Here is a 16059-nt window from a genome sequence, read left to right on the forward strand (position 1 = left end):
TGACGACGGACCCGGTTTGCGGGTTTCTCCCCGGCGATCCTCGCCCAGCGGCGGGAGCGGAGAGCCCATGATCGACCTGCGCAGCGACACCCTGACCCGCCCCACGCCGGCGATGCGCGCCGCCATCGCCGCGGCCGAGGTCGGCGACGACGTCTACGGCGAGGATCCGACCGTGGCGGCGCTCGAGCGGCGCACCGCGGAGCTCCTCGGCAAGGAAGCGGCCCTCTTCGTTCCTTCCGGCACCATGGCGAACCAGGTGGCGCTGCGCTGCCACACCGAACCCGGCGACGAGATTCTGGCCGAGGCGGCGGCGCACATCGTCCACGTCGAGCGCGGGGCGCCGGCGGCGCTCTCCGGCCTCACCATCCGCACGATCCCGAGCGCCGCGGGCGTGTTCGACGCCGACGATCTGCGCCCTTTCGTCCGCGTGCCGAGCCGCTACATGCCGGCCGGCATCTTCCCGCCGACGAAGCTCGTCTGCCTCGAGAACACGCACAATTTCGGCGGCGGCACGGTCTGGTCGGTCGAGACGATGGCGGCCGTGGCAAGGCTCGCCCACGAGCACGGGATCAAGGTCCACCTCGACGGGGCGCGGCTCTGGAACGCCGCGGTCGCGAGCGGGCGGCGCGAGGCGGAATTCGCGGCGCACGCCGACAGTGTCAGCGTCTGTTTCTCCAAGGGCCTCGGCGCGCCGGTGGGCTCGGCGCTCGCGGGCAGTGCCGTCTTCATCGAGCGCGCACGACGCTTTCGCGGCATGTTCGGCGGCGGAATGCGCCAGGCCGGCATCCTCGCGGCGGCAGCGCTCCATGCGCTCGACCACCATCGCGACCGGCTCGCGGTCGACCATGCCCGCGCCCGGGCCTTCGCGGCAGGGCTCGCGGCGCTCTCCGGGATCGGGATCGATCCCGGCACGGTGCAGACCAACATCGTGATCTTCCGCGTCACGGCGATGCCGGCCGCCGCTTTCGTCGAGCGCTGCTGGAAGCAGGGCCTGCGCATGCTCCCGGCCGGCGCCGACAAGGTCCGCGCGGTGTTCCATCTCGACCTGCCCGAGAACGCGGTCGAGGAAGCGCTCCGCATCGCAGCGGCCGCGCTCGCCGCTCCCTGAAGGAGGCCCCTCGCATGTTCCGGCGCCGAAGCCGGGCGGCTTCCGCCCGTACGATCCTGCTCGCGGCCGCGCTGCTCGCCCCCTGGACACCTGCGCTCGCCGCCGAGGGCTTCCTCTGCCGCGGCGACGACCCGGCATGGGAGATCAGCGGCAGCGGCGGCAGCGCGGTCCTCGCGCTCGATCACGGCAAGGGCCGGAGCCTCACCGGGACCGCCACCAGCCTCACGGCCGAGGGTGTGGTGGTCTGGCGCGGCCGGGCGAGCGACGAGCCGGGCGACCTCGTCGCCACGATCATCAAGGGTGCGTGCATCGACGACAAGGACGGCCGCACCGGCTCGCACGCCGCGATCGTCTCCCTGCCCGGACCCAGGGTGCTGGTCGGCTGCTGCAGCATCGGCACACGCACTGCCGAAGCCGCGAGGCCTTCCGCCGATGCCGCGGGCACCGCGGCCGATGCCGCCGATCTCGCTGCCGGCACCAGGGCGCGGGTACGCGGCGCTGCGGGCGAGCGCATCAACGTCCGTAAGGAGCCCGGTGCCAAGGACAGCAAGGTGGCGGCGAGGCTTCCCGGCGGCGCCGAGGCGACCGTCGCCGAAGCGCGCCGGGTGGACGGGCAGGTCTGGTACCGGATCACGGCGGATGGTCTCGACGGACCGGGCTGGATCAGGGGCGATCTCCTCGTGGCGGCAGAAGATACCGTCGCTGCGCCGGCTCCGGCATCCGCGGGAAAGGCGTCCTCGGCGGACGAGGCACTCGAGGACTGGTCGCGCCGTGCCGTCGAGCTGATGCCGGCGATCCGCGCCTGCTTCGACGCCACGCCGACCAAGCCCGTCTCCATCACCAAGGCCTGGCCCATGAACCACGGCATGGCGGGCGTGCGGCTCGCGAACGGGCGCGGGCAGCGGCTCGAGTGCATCGCACCCGTAGCGGGCGGGAAGCCCGCCAGCTATCGGACGCTCGCGAAGGACGCGCGCCCGCTGCCGGGCGAGGGCCAGCCCGTGCTGGCACTGGGCATGCAGCCGCGGCCCACCGGCAAGTGCCGGCGCGAGGAGCCCCTGACCCTGCCCGGCGAGAGCCGGCCGATCGGCACCCTCTCCTATCGCGCCTGCTGAGCGCCGGGCAGGCAGCCGCCGCAGCGGGCTTGCTGCCGCCCGCCCGGTCGTGCATCGATGGCCCTGCGGGAGGGAGGCGTCCCGAGGAGAAGGAGGCAGCAGATGGTCGGGCGTGCGCTCGTGTGCATGGCAGCCGTGGCCTTGGGGCTCACGGCAGCGGGGGTGGCGAAGGCCGCCGACAAGCCCGCGACCCCGGTCGCGATCGGGCTCTCGGGCTGGACCGGCTTCGCGCCGCTGACGCTGGCGAAGGAGGCCGGGATCTTCCAGAAGCACGGCCTGGATGTGACGCTCAAGAAGATTCCGCAGAAGGACCGCCACCTCGCCATCGCGTCCGGGGACGTCCAGTGCGCCGCTACCACGGTCGAGACCTGGATCGTGTGGAACGCCAACGGTGTCGCGACGAAGCAGATCTTCCAGCTCGACAAGTCCTATGGCGCGGACGGGATGGTCGTGCGCAACGACATCGCTTCCATCAAAGACCTCAAGGGGAAAACGGTGGCGGCCTCCGCACCGGGGACGGCACCCTATTTCACGCTCGCCTGGTTCCTCAAGAAGAACGGGCTCTCGGTGAAGGACGTGAAGGTCGTGAACCTCGAGCCCGCGGCGGCGGCGCAGGCCTTCATCGCCGGCCAGAACGACGCCGCCATGACCTACGAGCCCTATCTCTCGGCGGTGCGCGCCAAGCCCGAGGCCGGCAAGATCATCGCCACCACGCTCGACTACCCGATGATCATGGACACGTTCGGCTGCACGCCCAAGTTCCTGGACGAGCATCCCGAGGCGGCGAAGGCTCTGGCCGATTCCTACTTCGAGGCGCTCGATCTGATCGGAGAGGACAAGGAGAAAGCCTACAAGATCATGGGGGCCGACGTGAAGCAGACCGCCGAGGAGTTCGGGGAATCGGCGAAGTACCTGCGCTGGCAGGACCGCGAGGCGAACCGCAGGTTCTTCGCCGGCGAGATCCAGAGCTTCAGCGAGGAGGCGGCCGAGCTCCTCCTGGAGCTCGGCATCATCCGCCGAGTGCCCGACACCGCCTCGATCATCGACACCCGCTTCATCGAGTGAGGCGGGCGGCCTCAGAAGGCCGGGACCACCGCCCCCTCGAAGGTGTCCTCGATGAACCGGCGCACCTTGTCGTTCTGGTAGGACTCGATCAGCGTCTTGACCCAGGGCTTGTTCTCGTCGCCGCGACGCACGACGATGAGGTTGGCGTAGGGGCTCTCGGGCGATTCGATCGCGATCGCGTCCTTCAAGGGGTTGAGCCCGGCCTCGAGCGCGTAGTTCGTGTTGATCGCCGCGGCGTCCACATCCTGGAGCGCTCGCGGGAGCTGGGCCGCGTCGATCTCGACGAAGGCGAGCTTCTTCGGATTCTCGGTGATGTCGAGGATGCCCGGCGTGAGGCCACGCGAGGGATCGACTTTGACGACCCCCTTCTGCTGCAGCAGCAGCAGCGCCCGGCCACCGTTCGAGGGATCGTTCGGGATCGCCACCTGGGCGCCAGCCGGCAGATCCTCGAGATTTCTGTACTTCCTGGAATAGACCCCCATGGGCTCGATGAAGTTCTTCGCGACCGCGACGAGGTCGTAGCCGCGATCCTGGATCTGCTGGTCGAGATAGGGCTCGTGCTGGAACGAGTTGGCGTCGAGGTCGCCCGAGGCCAGGGCCTGGTTGGGCAGGATGTAGTCCGAGAAGGTGATGATCTCGAGGTCGAGCCCCTTCTCCTTGGCGATGTCGCGCACGACCTCCATCACCTGCTCGTGGGTCCCGGCGGAAACGCCGATCTTGACCGTCTGCGCCGCGAAGGCGGGCACGGCCAGAAGAGCCGCCATCAGGGCGGCACTGACAAGACGCAGCATGTTCAGTTCCTCGATGTCGATGGGAAAGAACGATCAGCGAGCGCGGCGGTTCACGCGCCGTGCGAGATGGTCGCCTGCGGCTTGGACGAGCTGGACCATGACGACCAGCAGCACGACCACGGCCAGCATCACCTCGGGGCGGAAACGCTGGTAGCCGTAGCGGATGCCGAGATCGCCGAGCCCCCCGCCGCCCACGGCTCCCACCATGGCGGAGTAGCCGATCAGCGTGACGATGGTCAGCGTGAGCCCGTGGATCAGGCCCGGCAGCGCTTCGGGCAGGAGCACCTTCGTCACCACCTGCCAGGGCCGCGCCCCCATGGCGCGCGCGGCCTCGATCAGCCCCGGATCGACCTCGCGCACGGCCCCTTCGACCACGCGGGCGATGAACGGCACGATGCCGAGCGTCAGGGGGACGATGGCGGCCGTGGTGCCGATGGTGGTGCCGACCAGAAGCCGCGTGAACGGGATGATCGCGACCACGAGGATGATGAACGGCAGCGAGCGGCCGATATTGACGATCGCCCCGGCGATGCGCTGGAAGGCCGGGCTCTCCAGCATCTCGCCGCGGCCGGTCGTGGCGAGGAGCACGCCGAGCGGCAGCCCCATGATCGTGCCGAGCACCACCGCCACCGCGACCATGTAGAGCGTCTCGAGCGTGGCGGCCGCGAGCAGGCTAGTGAGCTGGGACCACATGACCCTTCACCTCCACGCCGAGGCCCAGGGAGCGGAGCCGCGCCACGACGCGATCCCTGACCTCGGGTCCGCCCGCGACCTCGACGACCATGACACCCACCGGGCGCTCGCGGACGTGCTCCACACGGGCGAAGACGATGTTGAGATCCGTCCCCGCCTCCCGCGCGATCCGTGCGATCACGGGCTCGTTGGCGGCGGGCCCGCGGAAGGTGACGCGCAAAAGCGCATCCGCACCTTCGGCCGCAGGTCCCTCCACGAGCCGCAAGGTGAGATCGGTCGGCAGCTCCAGCCCGAGCTCGGCCTCGACGAAACTCCGTGTGACGGGATGGCGGGGGGTCGTGAACAGCTCGGCCACGTCGCCCTGCTCGACGATCCGCCCGGCCTCGATGACGGCAACGCGATCGCAGAGTGCTCTGATCACCGCCATCTCGTGGGTGATCAGCACCATCGTGAGGCCGAGGCGGCGGTTGATGTCGGCGAGCAGGGCCAGGATCTGCCGCGTGGTCTCGGGGTCCAAGGCACTCGTCACCTCGTCGAGCAGCAGCACGCGCGGCCGGCTCGCGAGCCCACGCGCGATGCCGACCCGCTGCTTCTGGCCGCCCGAGAGTGTCGCGGGATAGGCGTCCCGCTTGTCGGCGAGGCCCACGAGCTCGAGGAGCGGCATGACCTCGGCCAGGATCTCCTGCCGGCGCCTGCCCTGCAGCTCGAGCGGCAGGGCCACGTTACCCAGCACGGTGCGCGACGACAGGAGGTTGAAGTGCTGGAACACCATGCCGATCGAGCGCCGCGCGGTCTCGAGGCCGCGCGGATCGAGGGCCGTGAGATCCACCCCCTCGACGACGACGCGCCCCCTGGTCGGGCGTTCGAGCAGGTTGATGGTGCGGAGCAGGGTGCTCTTGCCGGCACCGCTGCGACCGATGATGCCGAAGATCTCCCCCTGCGCGATCTCGAGGTCGATGCCGGCGAGGACACGCAGGGTCTCGCCCGGCCTCTTGCCGGAGAAGGTCTTCTCGATGCCGGAAAGCTGGATCATGGATGCCCGAAAACGACGACACCGCCGCAGCTTCAGCCGGGCGGTGCGGAGGCACCCCTCGCTTTAGCCGCATTTCTAAGGCGCCCGCAATCTAAGGATCAAATCGGCGCCGCCCGGAGGCGCGCCTTAAGTAGGTCCCTCGCCGGCCGGCACCACACACGTTCCTGCAAGGCCGCCATGCACGGGAACCGACCGGCCGCGACGCTGGCGGTTCCCTGGCCGATGGTGCGATAAGACGCCCATGCCGCGCAGCCCGCTGAAGCCCCTGGAGCCCGTCCCGCCCGCGATCCGCGTGGCGCTGGGCACGGCGTTCTTCGTCCTGTTCGTGCTCGCCTGGTGGGCCGCCACCGCGCTGGGCCTCGTCTCGCCGACCTTCCTCGCGAGCCCGTGGCAGATGGCGCACGAGGGCTGGCTGCTCCTCATCGAGTTCGGCTTTCTGTGGGACATCGGGATCACGGTCTGGCGCGTCGTCGGCGGCTTCGTGCTGGCGGCCCTCGTCGCCGTGCCGCTCGGCATCGCCATGGGCGCCTACAAGGCCATCGAGGCCTTCTTCGAGCCCGCGGTCTCGTTCGCGCGCTATCTCCCCGCCTCGGCTTTCATCCCGCTCCTGATCCTCTGGGCCGGAATCGGCGAGACCCAGAAGCTCCTCGTGATCTTCATCGGTTCGGTGTTCCAGATCATTCTCATGGTGGCGGTGACGGTCGGCAACACGCGACGCGATCTCGTCGAGGCCGCCTACACGCTGGGTGTCACCGACCGCAGCCTGGTCCGCCGCGTGCTGCTGCCGGCGAGTGCCCCGGAGATCGCCGAGATCCTGCGCCTCGTCCTGGGCTGGGCCTGGACCTACGTCATCGTCGCCGAGCTGATCGGCTCCTCCTCGGGCATCGGCTACATGATCACGAACAGCCAGGCTCTCCTCAACACCGGCCAGATCATCTTCGGCATCATCGTCATCGGCTGCATCGGCCTCGTCTCGGACTTCCTGTTCAAGGCCCTGAACCGGGCGCTGTTCCCCTGGAGCCGGCTGTGACGGACCGGCTGGTCGTGGAAGGCGTGTCGCGTACCTTCGCGCCCTTGCGCGGCGGAGCACCCGTGCAGGCACTGGAGCCCGTCGATCTCGGGGTGGCCGACAACGACTTCATCACCATCCTGGGGCCATCGGGCTGCGGGAAGTCGACGCTGCTTCGGATCGTGGCCGGGCTCGACCGGCCGACAACCGGCCGTGTGCTCCTCGACGGGCACGAGATCCGGGGCCCGGGCCGCGACCGGGGCATGGTGTTCCAGAGCTACACGCTTTTCCCCTGGCTCACCGTCGCCGAGAACATCGCCTTCGGCCCGCGCGAACGCGGCGTGCCCAGGCCCGAGCGGGAGCGGATCACCGAGCTCTATCTCCGCCGCGTGGGCCTCGAGGCCTTCCGGAACCACTACCCGAAGCAGCTCTCGGGCGGGATGCAGCAGCGGACGGCGCTGGCGCGGGCGCTGGCCAACGATCCCGCGATCCTGCTGCTCGACGAGCCGTTCGGGGCGCTCGACAACCAGACCCGTGCCCTCATGCAGGAGCTGCTGCTCGGCATCTGGGAGCAGGACCGGAAGACCGTCCTGTTCGTCACCCACGACATCGAGGAGGCGATCTTCATGGCGAACCGGGTGGTCGTGTTCACCGCCCGACCCGGCCGGATCAAGGCGGAGGTGCCGATTCCGCTGCCGCATCCGAGAAACTACCGGATGAAGACCTCGCCCGAGTTCCAGGAGCTCAAGGCCCGGCTCACCGAGGAGATCCGGGTCGAAGCGCTCCGGGCGGCGGGGATGGATGCGGCTTGACGCGGCCCCGCGCTTGCCGCGATCTGCGGGCAGCCGCGAAACGGGAATCTTCTGTCGCCATGCGCAAGACCACGGGCCTTCTGGCCTCTCTCGCCTGTCTCGCTGCCCTCACGGGCTGCACGGGTGCCAGGATCGTTTCGGCCGAAGGCCCGCGCGTGACCTATAGCTGGGACGCACGCCAGACGAAGCTGGCGCGGGTCTTCGATCAGGCCACCTTCTACTGCAACCAGTGGCAGGCACCGCCCCAGCTCTTCGGCGATCACGTCGAGGGCACGCGGCACACCACCACCTTCCTCTGCCGCGAGCGGTCGACACTGCCGTGGAACCGGCTGTTCTGACGGAGACCGCACCATGCCGACTCCTTCCGACCCGATCCGTCTTCCGGCCCGCACGGTCGTCCGGCTGCTCGAGCGGGGCGAGATCTCGCCGCTCGAGCTGATCGATGCCGCTCTTGCGCGCATCGCGGCGGTCGATCCTCTGGTCAACGCCGTGCCGACGCTCTGCCCCGAGCGCGCCCGCGCCCATGCGCTGCGGCTCATGGAGGAGGGCGAGCCCGAGGACCGTCGTGGCCGGCTCGCCGGCCTGCCGGTGCTGATCAAGGACATGGTCGAGGTCGCGGGCGTGCGCACGACGTTCGGCTCGCCGATCTTCGAGGACCACGTGCCCGAGCGGTCGGCCTACGAGGTCGAGCGGATCGAGGCCAGGGGCGGCATCGTGCTCGGCAAAACCAACACGCCCGAGTTCGCCGCCGGGGCCAATACCTTCAACGAGGTGTTCGGCGTCACGCGCAACCCGTGGAATCGAGCGCTCACCTGCGGCGGCTCGTCGGGCGGCTCGGCGGTGGCGCTCGCGACCGGCATGGCGTGGCTCGCCGACGGCTCCGACCTCGGCGGCAGCTTGCGCACGCCGGCATCGTTCTGCGGGGTCGTGGGCCTGCGGCCCTCGCCCGGCCGGGTGCCGAGCGGGCCGGCGGCGCTGCCGTTCGACACGCTCTCCGTCGAGGGCCCGATGGCGCGCGACGTGCGCGATCTGGCGCTGTTCCTGGACACGATGGCAGGGTTCGATCCGCGCGATCCCTTGAGCTTCGCAGCACCGGTCACGTCCTTCGCGGAAGCCGTCGAGCGCCCGGTGGCTCTCCGGCGGGTGGCGTTCAGCCCCGATCTCGGCGGCATCACGCCGGTGGATGCGGAGGTGGCCGCGATCTGCCGCAGCGCCGCCCGGCGCTTCGGCGAGCTCGGGGCCGAGGTCGTGGACGGCTCGCCCGATCTCAAGCGCGCTACCGAGGTGTTCACGACCCTTCGCGCCGCTCGGTTCGCGGCCACGAAGGCGCCGCTGCTCGAGCGGCACCGCGATCTCCTCAAGCCCGAGGTGATCTGGAACATCGAGCACGGGCTGCAGCTCGACGCCGCCGCGATCGGCCGGGCCGAGCGCGAGCGCGGCGAGCTGCAGCGGAGCACGGCCCGGTTCTTCGAGGACCACGACCTCCTGCTCTGCCCGGCCGCGATCGTGCCGCCCTTCGCCTGCGAGACCCGCTATCTCGAGGAGCTGAACGGCCATCGTTTCCCGAGCTATGTCGACTGGATCGCGATCACCTACGCCATCACGCTCACCGGCTGCCCGGCGCTTTCGCTGCCCTGCGGCTTCACCGGAAGCGGGCTGCCGGTGGGGCTGCAGATCGTGGGCCCGCCGCGCGGCGAGGCGAAGCTGCTCGCTGCCGCGGCGATGCTGGAAGACCTTTTGGGCGTGAGCCCGAAGACGCCGATCGACCCGCACAGCTGAGCGATTCGGGGCGGGCCGGCGGCCGGCTCAGCCCGACGCTGCCGATCCTGCCTCGCCGCTCGCGGCCAGCGCCGTGCGCAAGGCGGCCGCCGCCTCCTGGATCGCCGCACGATGGGGAGCGGCGATCTCCTGGGCGGAGAGGACCCGGCCGAGCTCGGTCAGGATGTCGGCGAGAAGATACCAGTGCAGGTGCAGCTCGACGATGCGCTTCTCCTCGCCGGTCCGCACCAGGCGCAGCATCGCCCCTTCCGCGTCGGTCCTGACCTCGAACGCCGAAGCGCGGCCGAACGAGCCCATATAGGCCTTGTCGGGAAAGTCGAGCGCCACCTCGGCACGGTCGGTGATCGGCTTCAGGGTCATGGCCGCCTCCTCTCCTCGCATCCCGCCCGGTCTTGCCATCCCGAGGCGTGCATCTCAACTTCCGCCGAGGGACGACCGGCAGCACTCCTGGTCGCGAACGTCGCGGTCCGTGTCGCGGCTGCGCAAGCTGCGGCGACACGCGATCCTTAGGAGAGTCTGGCCGACCTTTGGGCCTTTCAAGTTAGGGGTGGCCGATGAGCGAGAACGGTGGCGAGCTCGATCTGCGCTCGCTCGACGACGACGAGCTGGTAAAGCAAATTCAGGACGACCTCTACGACGGCCTCAAGGAGGAGGTCGAGGAGGGCACGCGGATCCTGCTCGAGCGCGGCTGGCCGCCCTACAAGGTGCTGACCGAGGCGCTGGTCGGTGGCATGACCATCGTGGGCGTCGATTTCCGCGACGGCATCCTGTTCGTGCCCGAGGTGCTCCTCGCCGCCAACGCCATGAAGGGCGGCATGGCGATCCTGCGCCCGCTCCTCGCCGAGACCGGGGCGCCTCCGGTCGGCAAGATGGTGATCGGCACCGTCAAGGGCGACATCCACGACATCGGCAAGAACCTGGTCGGAATGATGATGGAGGGCGCCGGGTTCGAGGTGGTCGATCTCGGCATCAACTGCGACGTCGACAAGTATCTGAAGGCGCTGGAGGAGCACAAACCCGACATCCTCGGCATGTCGGCGCTGCTCACCACGACCATGCCCTACATGAAGGTCGTGATCGACACGATGAAGGAGAAGGGCATTCGCGACGACTACATCGTGCTGGTCGGCGGCGCACCCTTGAACGAAGCCTTCGCCGAGGCGGTGGGCGCGGACGCCTACTGCCGCGATGCGGCGGTCGCGGTCGAGACGGCCAAGGAGTTCGTCGCCCGCCGGCACAACATGCGCGGCGCCGCGGTGACCATCTGATGCCGATGGCCTCCGCCTCGTCGCCGGCCGGATCTCCTCCAGGGCGCACGCTGCTGATCGCCTGCGGCGCCTTGGCGCGCGAGACCCTGGCGGCGATCGAGGCGAGCGGGCTTCAGGACCGGATCCGGATCACCTGCGTCTCGGCGCTCCTGCACAACCGGCCACAGCACATCCCCGAGGCCGTACGCGCCAAGATCCGCGAGCATCGCGACGACTTCGAGCGCATCTTCGTCCTCTACGGCGACTGCGGCACGGGCGGCGAGCTCGACCGGGTGCTGGCCGAGGAGGGAGTGGAGCGGATCGAAGGGCCGCACTGCTACGCCTTCTATGCCGGGCAGGATGTGTTCGACGCGCTCTCGGATGCCGAGCCCGGCACGTTCTACCTCACCGACTTCCTGGTCCGGCAGTTCGACACGCTGGTGATCGAAGGCCTCGGCCTCGACCGCCATCCCGAGCTCCTGCCGCTCTATTTCGGCAACTACAAGCGCCTGGTCTATCTGGCGCAGACCGAGGATCCCGAGCTGCGGGCGGCGGCCGAGGCCGCGGCCGAGCGTTTGGGTCTCGCTTACGAATATCGCTTCACGGGGCTTTCCGGCCTTGCCGCCTTCGTGCGGTCGGCCGGCTGAGGACGGCGCCTGCCATGGCTGAGAAGGTGATCGTTTACTGGCGGGACATTCCCGCGCAGGTGATCGTCAAGGCGGGCCGCAAGGCCGCCAAGCGCCAGCTCTCCGAGCGTTTCGAGCAGGCGATCGACCGGGCGGCGATGCGCGCCAGGCTCACCGGCACCGACGCCTATCTCGAGCAGTGGCGCCGCTCGGAGCCCGCCCCTTGCAGCGACGATCTCGAGGCCGAAGCCGCCGCTGCGGCCGAAGCGCTCGAGGCCGAATACACGCAAGAACGCTTGCGCGAGCTCGTCGCCAACGGCGGCAACGCTCGAACCTGAGCCGGATCGGAGCTTCCCGCCATGTATGCCGTCCGCCTCTGGTCGGTGCGCCATGCCCGTTTCTGGGAGTGGTTCTACCAGCATTTCGAGTGGGCCTACGTCGCCGCCGGCCCCATTTTACGCAAAATCGGCTACGACCGGCTGGAGAAGCCGGTCGCCGTGGTCGAGCGCAACGTCAAGGGCTTCCTGTTCGACTGCCAGATGTGCGGCCAGTGCATCCTGAGCTCGACCGGCATGTCGTGCCCGATGAACTGCCCGAAGCAGATGCGCAACGGCCCCTGCGGCGGAGTCCGCCCCAACGGCCACTGCGAGGTCAAGCCCGAGATGCGCTGTGTCTGGGTGCAGGCCTGGGAGGGCTCGCGCCGCATGGAAGGGGGCGACCGGATCACGGTGCTCCAGCCGCCGGTGGACAACCGCAAGCGCGGTAGCTCGGCCTGGCTCAGGATCGTGCGCGAGCACGAGAAGACCGGCGAGGCCGCATGATCGCTCAAGACGACCGCCGCCTCGTCGATCCCGGCGACCCGTTGCCGCCGCTCCCGGGCCATTCCTCGCGCGGCCGGCTCGAGCGCGTGCTGCGCGCCGGCCGCTTCGCCGTCACCTCCGAGCTCAACCCGCCCGATTCGGCCGACCCGCGCGACGTCTTCGATCGGGCCGTCGTGCTCTCCGAGGTCTGCGACGCGATCAACGCCGTCGATGCGTCCGGCGCCCACGTCCACATGTCGAGCGTCGGCATCTGCGCGCTGCTCACGCGCGCCGGCTACGCGCCCGTGATGCAGATCGCCTGTCGCGACAAGAACCGGATCGCGATCCAGGGCGATGTCCTGGGTGCGGCGGCCATGGGGGTACAGAACATCCTCTGCCTCACCGGCGACGGGGTGCAGTGCGGCGACCAGCCCGAGGCGAAGCCGGTCTTCGACCTCGACAGCATCTCGCTCCTGAAGACGATCCGCACCATGCGCGACGAGGGCAGGTTCCTCTCGGGAAGAAAGCTGACCTCGCCGCCGCAGGTGTTCCTGGGTGCCGCCGTCAACCCGTTTGCACCACCCTACGACTACCGGCCGATCCACTTCGCGAAGAAGGTCGCGGCGGGCGCCCAGTTCGTCCAGACCCAGTACTGCTACGACGTGCCGCTTCTCGAGCGGTTCATGGCGCGCGTGCGCGATATGGGCCTGCACGAGAAGTGCTTCATTCTCGTGGGCGTGGGCCCGCTCGCCTCCGCCAAGACCGCGCGCTGGATGCGCTCCGCCGTGCCCGGGGTCCACATCCCGGACGAGGTGATCGAGCGGATCGAGAAGGCAGGCGCTCCCAAGGACCAGAAGGCCGAGGGCAAGCGCCTGTGCATCGAGCTGATCCAGCGGGTGCGGGAGATCAAGGGCGTGCACGGCGTGCACGTCATGGCCTACCGCCAGGAGGAGTACGTCTCCGAGATCATCAAGGCCTCGGGGGTGTTGGAAGGACGGAGCGGGCGCGTGCGCGCGCGACTGCATGAAGGGAGTGCTGCGACGTGACCGAGACCGTGGTGAGCTCGGCGACGAAGACGGTCGTCATCGGCTTCGAGAGGCCATTCTGCATCATCGGCGAGCGGATCAACCCGACGGGCAGGAAGAAGCTCGCGGCCGAAATGGCGGCCGGCGACTTCTCGACGGTCGAGAAGGATACGATCGCCCAGGTCGAGGCCGGGGCGCACATGCTGGACGTCAACGCCGGCATCCCCTTGGCCGACGAGCCCGCGATCCTGGCGAAGACCATCCAGCTCGTTCAGTCCCTGACCGACGTTCCGCTCTCGATCGACAGCTCGATCGTGGCGGCGCTCGAGGCCGGCCTTGCCGTCTACAAGGGCCGTCCGCTCGTGAACTCGGTGACGGGCGAGGAGGAGCGGCTCGAGTCCGTGCTGCCGCTCATCAAGAAGTACGACTGTGCCGTGGTCGCGATCTCGAACGACGAGACCGGGATCTCGGAAGACCCGGACGTGCGCTTCGAGGTGGCGAAGAAGATCGTCCACCGCGCCCAGGATCACGGCATCAAGCCCTGCGACATCGTGGTCGATCCGCTCGTCATGCCGATCGGTGCGCTCGGCAACGCCGGCACGGCCGCCTTCCGGCTGATCCGGCGCCTGCGCGAGGAGCTCAAGGTCAACACGACCTGCGGCGCCTCCAACGTCAGCTTCGGCCTGCCAAACCGGCACGGGCTCAACGCCGCCTTCCTCTCCATGGCCTGCCTCGCCGGCATGACCTCGGCGATCATGAACCCCCTGCATCTCGAGGAGATGCAGGCGGTCATGGGGGCCGACGTGATGCTGGGCAAGGACGAGCACTGCCGCCGCTGGCTCACCCGCTTCCGCGAGCCGGCCCCCGAGGGCTCGGCCGCGGCGGCCGCTGCCGGTGCGCGCGCCGAGCGGGGCGAGCGGCGGCGTCGGCGCGAGGCCACCGCCTGATGCAGGATGCCCTCGTCGTCTTCACCCCTTCCGGCAAGCGTGGCCGGTTCCCGCTCGGCACGCCCTTGCTCCAGGCTGCCCGGCAGCTCGGCGTCGACATCGACAGCGTGTGCGGCGGGCGGGCGATCTGCGGCCGCTGCCAGGTGACGATCGGTGAGGGCAGCTTCGCGAAGCACGGCATCACCAGCACGGCCGCGCACGTCAGCGCATTCTCGGCCACCGAGGAGCGCTATCGCGGCAAGAAGGGGCTGGCGTCCGGCCGGCGCCTCTCCTGCCAGGCGACGGTGCAGGGCGACGTCGTCGTCGACGTGCCGCCCGAGAGCCAGGTCCACCGGCAGGTCGTCAGGAAGCGCGCCGAGGTGCGGGCGATCGAGCTCGATACCCTCACCCGCCTGCATTACATCGAGGTCGAGGAGCCGGACATGCACCGGCAGCGCGGCGACTTCGAGCGGGTGCAGGAGGCGCTCGAGCGCCAGTGGGGGCTGAAGGGGCTCACGATCGATCTCGAGCCCCTGCAGATGCTGCAGAAGCATCTGCGAGCGGGCGGCTGGCGGCTCACGGTCGCCGTCCACAAGGAGAGCCGCATCGTCGCGACCTGGCCCGGCTTCCACGACCGGCTCTACGGCATCGCCATCGACATCGGCTCGACCACGATCGCGGCGCATTTGTGCGACATGGGCACGGGCGAGGTGCTGGCCTCCTCGGGCATGATGAACCCGCAGATCCGCTTCGGCGAGGATCTGATGTCGCGGGTGTCGTACTCGATGATGAATCCGGGCGGCGACGCCGAGATGACCGCCGCCGTCCGCGGCGCCCTCGACGCACTCGCCGCCGAGCTCTGCGCCGAGGCCAAGATCGACCCGCACGACGTGCTCGAGCTCGTGCTGGTCGGCAACCCGATCATGCACCACCTCCTGCTCGGCATCGACCCCGTCGAGCTGGGCGGCGCTCCGTTCGCGCTCGCGACCGACAGCGCCATCGAGATCCTGGCGCGCGAGCTCGACCTTGCGGCGGTCAATCCGGGTGCGCGCGTCTACGTGCTGCCCTGCATCGCCGGCCATGTCGGCGCCGACTGCGCGGGTGTGGTGCTGTCCGAGACACCTTATCTCAACGACGAGATCACGCTCGTCGTCGACGTCGGCACCAACGCCGAGATCGTGCTCGGCAACAAGGACCGGCTCCTCGCCTGCTCCTCGCCGACCGGCCCCGCCTTCGAGGGAGCGCAGATCGGCCACGGCCAGCGCGCCGCACCGGGTGCGATCGAGCGGGTGCGGATCGACAGGGAGACGCTCGAGCCGCGCTTCAAGGTGATCGGCTGCGATCTCTGGTCGGACGAGCCGGGCTTCGCGGCAGCCACGCGCAAGACCGGGGTCACCGGCATCTGCGGCTCCGGCATCATCGAGGTCATCGCCGAGATGTACCTCGCCGGCATCCTGACCCAGGACGGCGTCATCGACGGCAACCTCGTCGCCCGTACCCCGCGCATCCGCGCGGAAGGCCGGACGTTCAGCTATCTCCTGCACGCGGGCGAGCCCGAGATCGTCATCGGCCAGAACGACATCCGCGCCATCCAGCTCGCCAAAGCGGCCCTCTACGCCGGAGCGCGCCTGCTCATGGACAAGCTCGGCATCGACAAGGTCGACCGCGTGACGCTGGCCGGCGCCTTCGGCAGCCACATCGATCCGGTCCATGCCATGGTGCTCGGCATGATCCCGGACTGCCCGCTGGAGAAGGTGAGCTCGGCCGGCAATGCCGCCGGCACGGGCGCCAGGATCGCCCTTCTCAACCGCAAGGCCCGCGCCGAGATCGAGGACGTGGTGGAGCGGATCGAGAAGATCGAGACCGCGATCGAGCCACGCTTCCAGGAGCATTTCGTGGCGGCGATGGCGATCCCGCACAAGACCGCTCCCTATCCCAACCTCGCCGCCGTGGTGCCCTTGCCGGCTCCCAAGGAAGTGACGGGTGGCGCAGCCGGCGAGGGTCGTCGCCGGCGCCGTGCCGGCGGCTGAGCC

18 protein-coding genes are annotated in these 16059 nt (G+C 69.6%); 14 read left to right on the forward strand and 4 right to left on the reverse strand.

From position 1 onward, the window contains the following. The first annotated feature begins 67 nt into the window (after positions 1 to 67). The 3 genes from U1T56_RS15080 (at position 68) to U1T56_RS15090 (ending at position 3285) form a co-directional block, all read left to right on the forward strand. Positions 68 to 1108 (forward strand): threonine aldolase family protein, encoded by a 1041-nt coding sequence (locus U1T56_RS15080; protein WP_418160311.1) that lies wholly within the window; start codon positions 68 to 70, stop codon positions 1106 to 1108. Positions 1109 to 1122: 14 nt separating this feature from the next. Continuing rightward, positions 1123 to 2220, forward strand: a complete 1098-nt coding sequence (locus U1T56_RS15085) for an SH3 domain-containing protein (protein ID WP_418160312.1) — start codon at positions 1123 to 1125, stop codon at positions 2218 to 2220. A gap of 102 nt (positions 2221 to 2322) precedes the next feature. Beyond that, complete coding sequence (locus U1T56_RS15090) at positions 2323 to 3285, forward strand: ABC transporter substrate-binding protein (RefSeq protein WP_418160313.1); 963 nt, start codon at positions 2323 to 2325, stop codon at positions 3283 to 3285. Positions 3286 to 3296: 11 nt separating this feature from the next. Here the strand turns inward: U1T56_RS15090 and U1T56_RS15095 are convergent, their stop codons facing one another. Genes U1T56_RS15095 through U1T56_RS15105 form a run of 3 tightly spaced genes read right to left on the reverse strand, consistent with a single transcriptional unit; the run spans position 3297 to position 5802 of the window. Next, positions 3297 to 4076: a MetQ/NlpA family ABC transporter substrate-binding protein gene (locus U1T56_RS15095; RefSeq protein WP_418160314.1), complete on the reverse strand. Its 780-nt coding sequence runs from the start codon at positions 4074 to 4076 to the stop codon at positions 3297 to 3299. 33 nt (positions 4077 to 4109) lie between these two features. Further along, a complete protein-coding gene (locus U1T56_RS15100; RefSeq protein WP_418160315.1) occupies positions 4110 to 4769 on the reverse strand; it encodes a methionine ABC transporter permease in 660 nt (219 codons plus the stop codon). Next, a complete protein-coding gene (locus tag U1T56_RS15105; RefSeq protein WP_418160316.1) occupies positions 4750 to 5802 on the reverse strand; it encodes a methionine ABC transporter ATP-binding protein in 1053 nt (350 codons plus the stop codon). Before U1T56_RS15105 ends, U1T56_RS15100 begins: the two co-directional genes overlap by 20 nt. A gap of 241 nt (positions 5803 to 6043) precedes the next feature. Between U1T56_RS15105 and U1T56_RS15110 the strand changes: the two genes are divergently transcribed. The 4 genes from U1T56_RS15110 to U1T56_RS15125 are packed head-to-tail and all read left to right on the forward strand — an operon-like array spanning position 6044 to position 9402. Continuing rightward, positions 6044 to 6832, forward strand: coding sequence for an ABC transporter permease (locus U1T56_RS15110; protein ID WP_418160317.1), 789 nt, complete (start codon positions 6044 to 6046; stop codon positions 6830 to 6832). After that, the gene (locus tag U1T56_RS15115; RefSeq protein ID WP_418160318.1) at positions 6829 to 7623 is read left to right on the forward strand and encodes an ABC transporter ATP-binding protein; all 795 of its coding nucleotides are present in this window, start codon (positions 6829 to 6831) and stop codon (positions 7621 to 7623) included. The genes U1T56_RS15110 and U1T56_RS15115 overlap by 4 nt, the downstream gene beginning before the upstream one ends. A gap of 59 nt (positions 7624 to 7682) precedes the next feature. After that, complete coding sequence (locus U1T56_RS15120; RefSeq protein WP_418160319.1) at positions 7683 to 7961, forward strand: hypothetical protein; 279 nt, start codon at positions 7683 to 7685, stop codon at positions 7959 to 7961. A 13-nt stretch (positions 7962 to 7974) separates the two neighbouring features. Further along, complete coding sequence (locus U1T56_RS15125) at positions 7975 to 9402, forward strand: amidase (RefSeq protein ID WP_418160320.1); 1428 nt, start codon at positions 7975 to 7977, stop codon at positions 9400 to 9402. Positions 9403 to 9429: 27 nt separating this feature from the next. Here the strand turns inward: U1T56_RS15125 and U1T56_RS15130 are convergent, their stop codons facing one another. Next, on the reverse strand, positions 9430 to 9762 hold the full coding sequence (locus tag U1T56_RS15130) for a hypothetical protein (protein ID WP_418160321.1): 333 nt from the start codon (positions 9760 to 9762) through the stop codon (positions 9430 to 9432). A 194-nt stretch (positions 9763 to 9956) separates the two neighbouring features. On the opposite strand from U1T56_RS15130, the gene U1T56_RS15135 reads away from it, so the two are divergent. From U1T56_RS15135 to U1T56_RS15165, 7 genes are read left to right on the forward strand one after another with little or no spacing between them, the layout of a single operon-like run. Beyond that, the gene (locus U1T56_RS15135; protein ID WP_418160322.1) at positions 9957 to 10670 is read left to right on the forward strand and encodes a corrinoid protein; all 714 of its coding nucleotides are present in this window, start codon (positions 9957 to 9959) and stop codon (positions 10668 to 10670) included. Beyond that, entirely contained in the window at positions 10670 to 11296 is a 627-nt protein-coding gene (locus U1T56_RS15140; RefSeq protein ID WP_418160323.1) for a DUF1638 domain-containing protein, read from the forward strand. Before U1T56_RS15135 ends, U1T56_RS15140 begins: the two co-directional genes overlap by 1 nt. A 14-nt stretch (positions 11297 to 11310) precedes the next feature. Further along, the gene (locus U1T56_RS15145) at positions 11311 to 11613 is read left to right on the forward strand and encodes a virulence factor (RefSeq protein WP_418160324.1); all 303 of its coding nucleotides are present in this window, start codon (positions 11311 to 11313) and stop codon (positions 11611 to 11613) included. A gap of 21 nt (positions 11614 to 11634) precedes the next feature. Continuing rightward, a complete protein-coding gene (locus U1T56_RS15150; RefSeq protein ID WP_418160325.1) occupies positions 11635 to 12096 on the forward strand; it encodes a methylenetetrahydrofolate reductase C-terminal domain-containing protein in 462 nt (153 codons plus the stop codon). Continuing rightward, positions 12093 to 13121: a methylenetetrahydrofolate reductase gene (locus U1T56_RS15155; RefSeq protein ID WP_418160326.1), complete on the forward strand. Its 1029-nt coding sequence runs from the start codon at positions 12093 to 12095 to the stop codon at positions 13119 to 13121. Before U1T56_RS15150 ends, U1T56_RS15155 begins: the two co-directional genes overlap by 4 nt. Then, entirely contained in the window at positions 13118 to 14047 is a 930-nt protein-coding gene (locus tag U1T56_RS15160; protein WP_418160327.1) for a methyltetrahydrofolate cobalamin methyltransferase, read from the forward strand. Before U1T56_RS15155 ends, U1T56_RS15160 begins: the two co-directional genes overlap by 4 nt. Continuing rightward, positions 14047 to 16056 (forward strand): ASKHA domain-containing protein, encoded by a 2010-nt coding sequence (locus U1T56_RS15165; RefSeq protein ID WP_418160328.1) that lies wholly within the window; start codon positions 14047 to 14049, stop codon positions 16054 to 16056. Before U1T56_RS15160 ends, U1T56_RS15165 begins: the two co-directional genes overlap by 1 nt. The last annotated feature ends 3 nt before the right edge of the window (positions 16057 to 16059 follow it).

Origin of the sequence: Benzoatithermus flavus (assembly GCF_037908215.1) — a bacterium.
GTDB classification, from domain to species: domain Bacteria; phylum Pseudomonadota; class Alphaproteobacteria; order Geminicoccales; family Geminicoccaceae; genus Benzoatithermus; species Benzoatithermus flavus.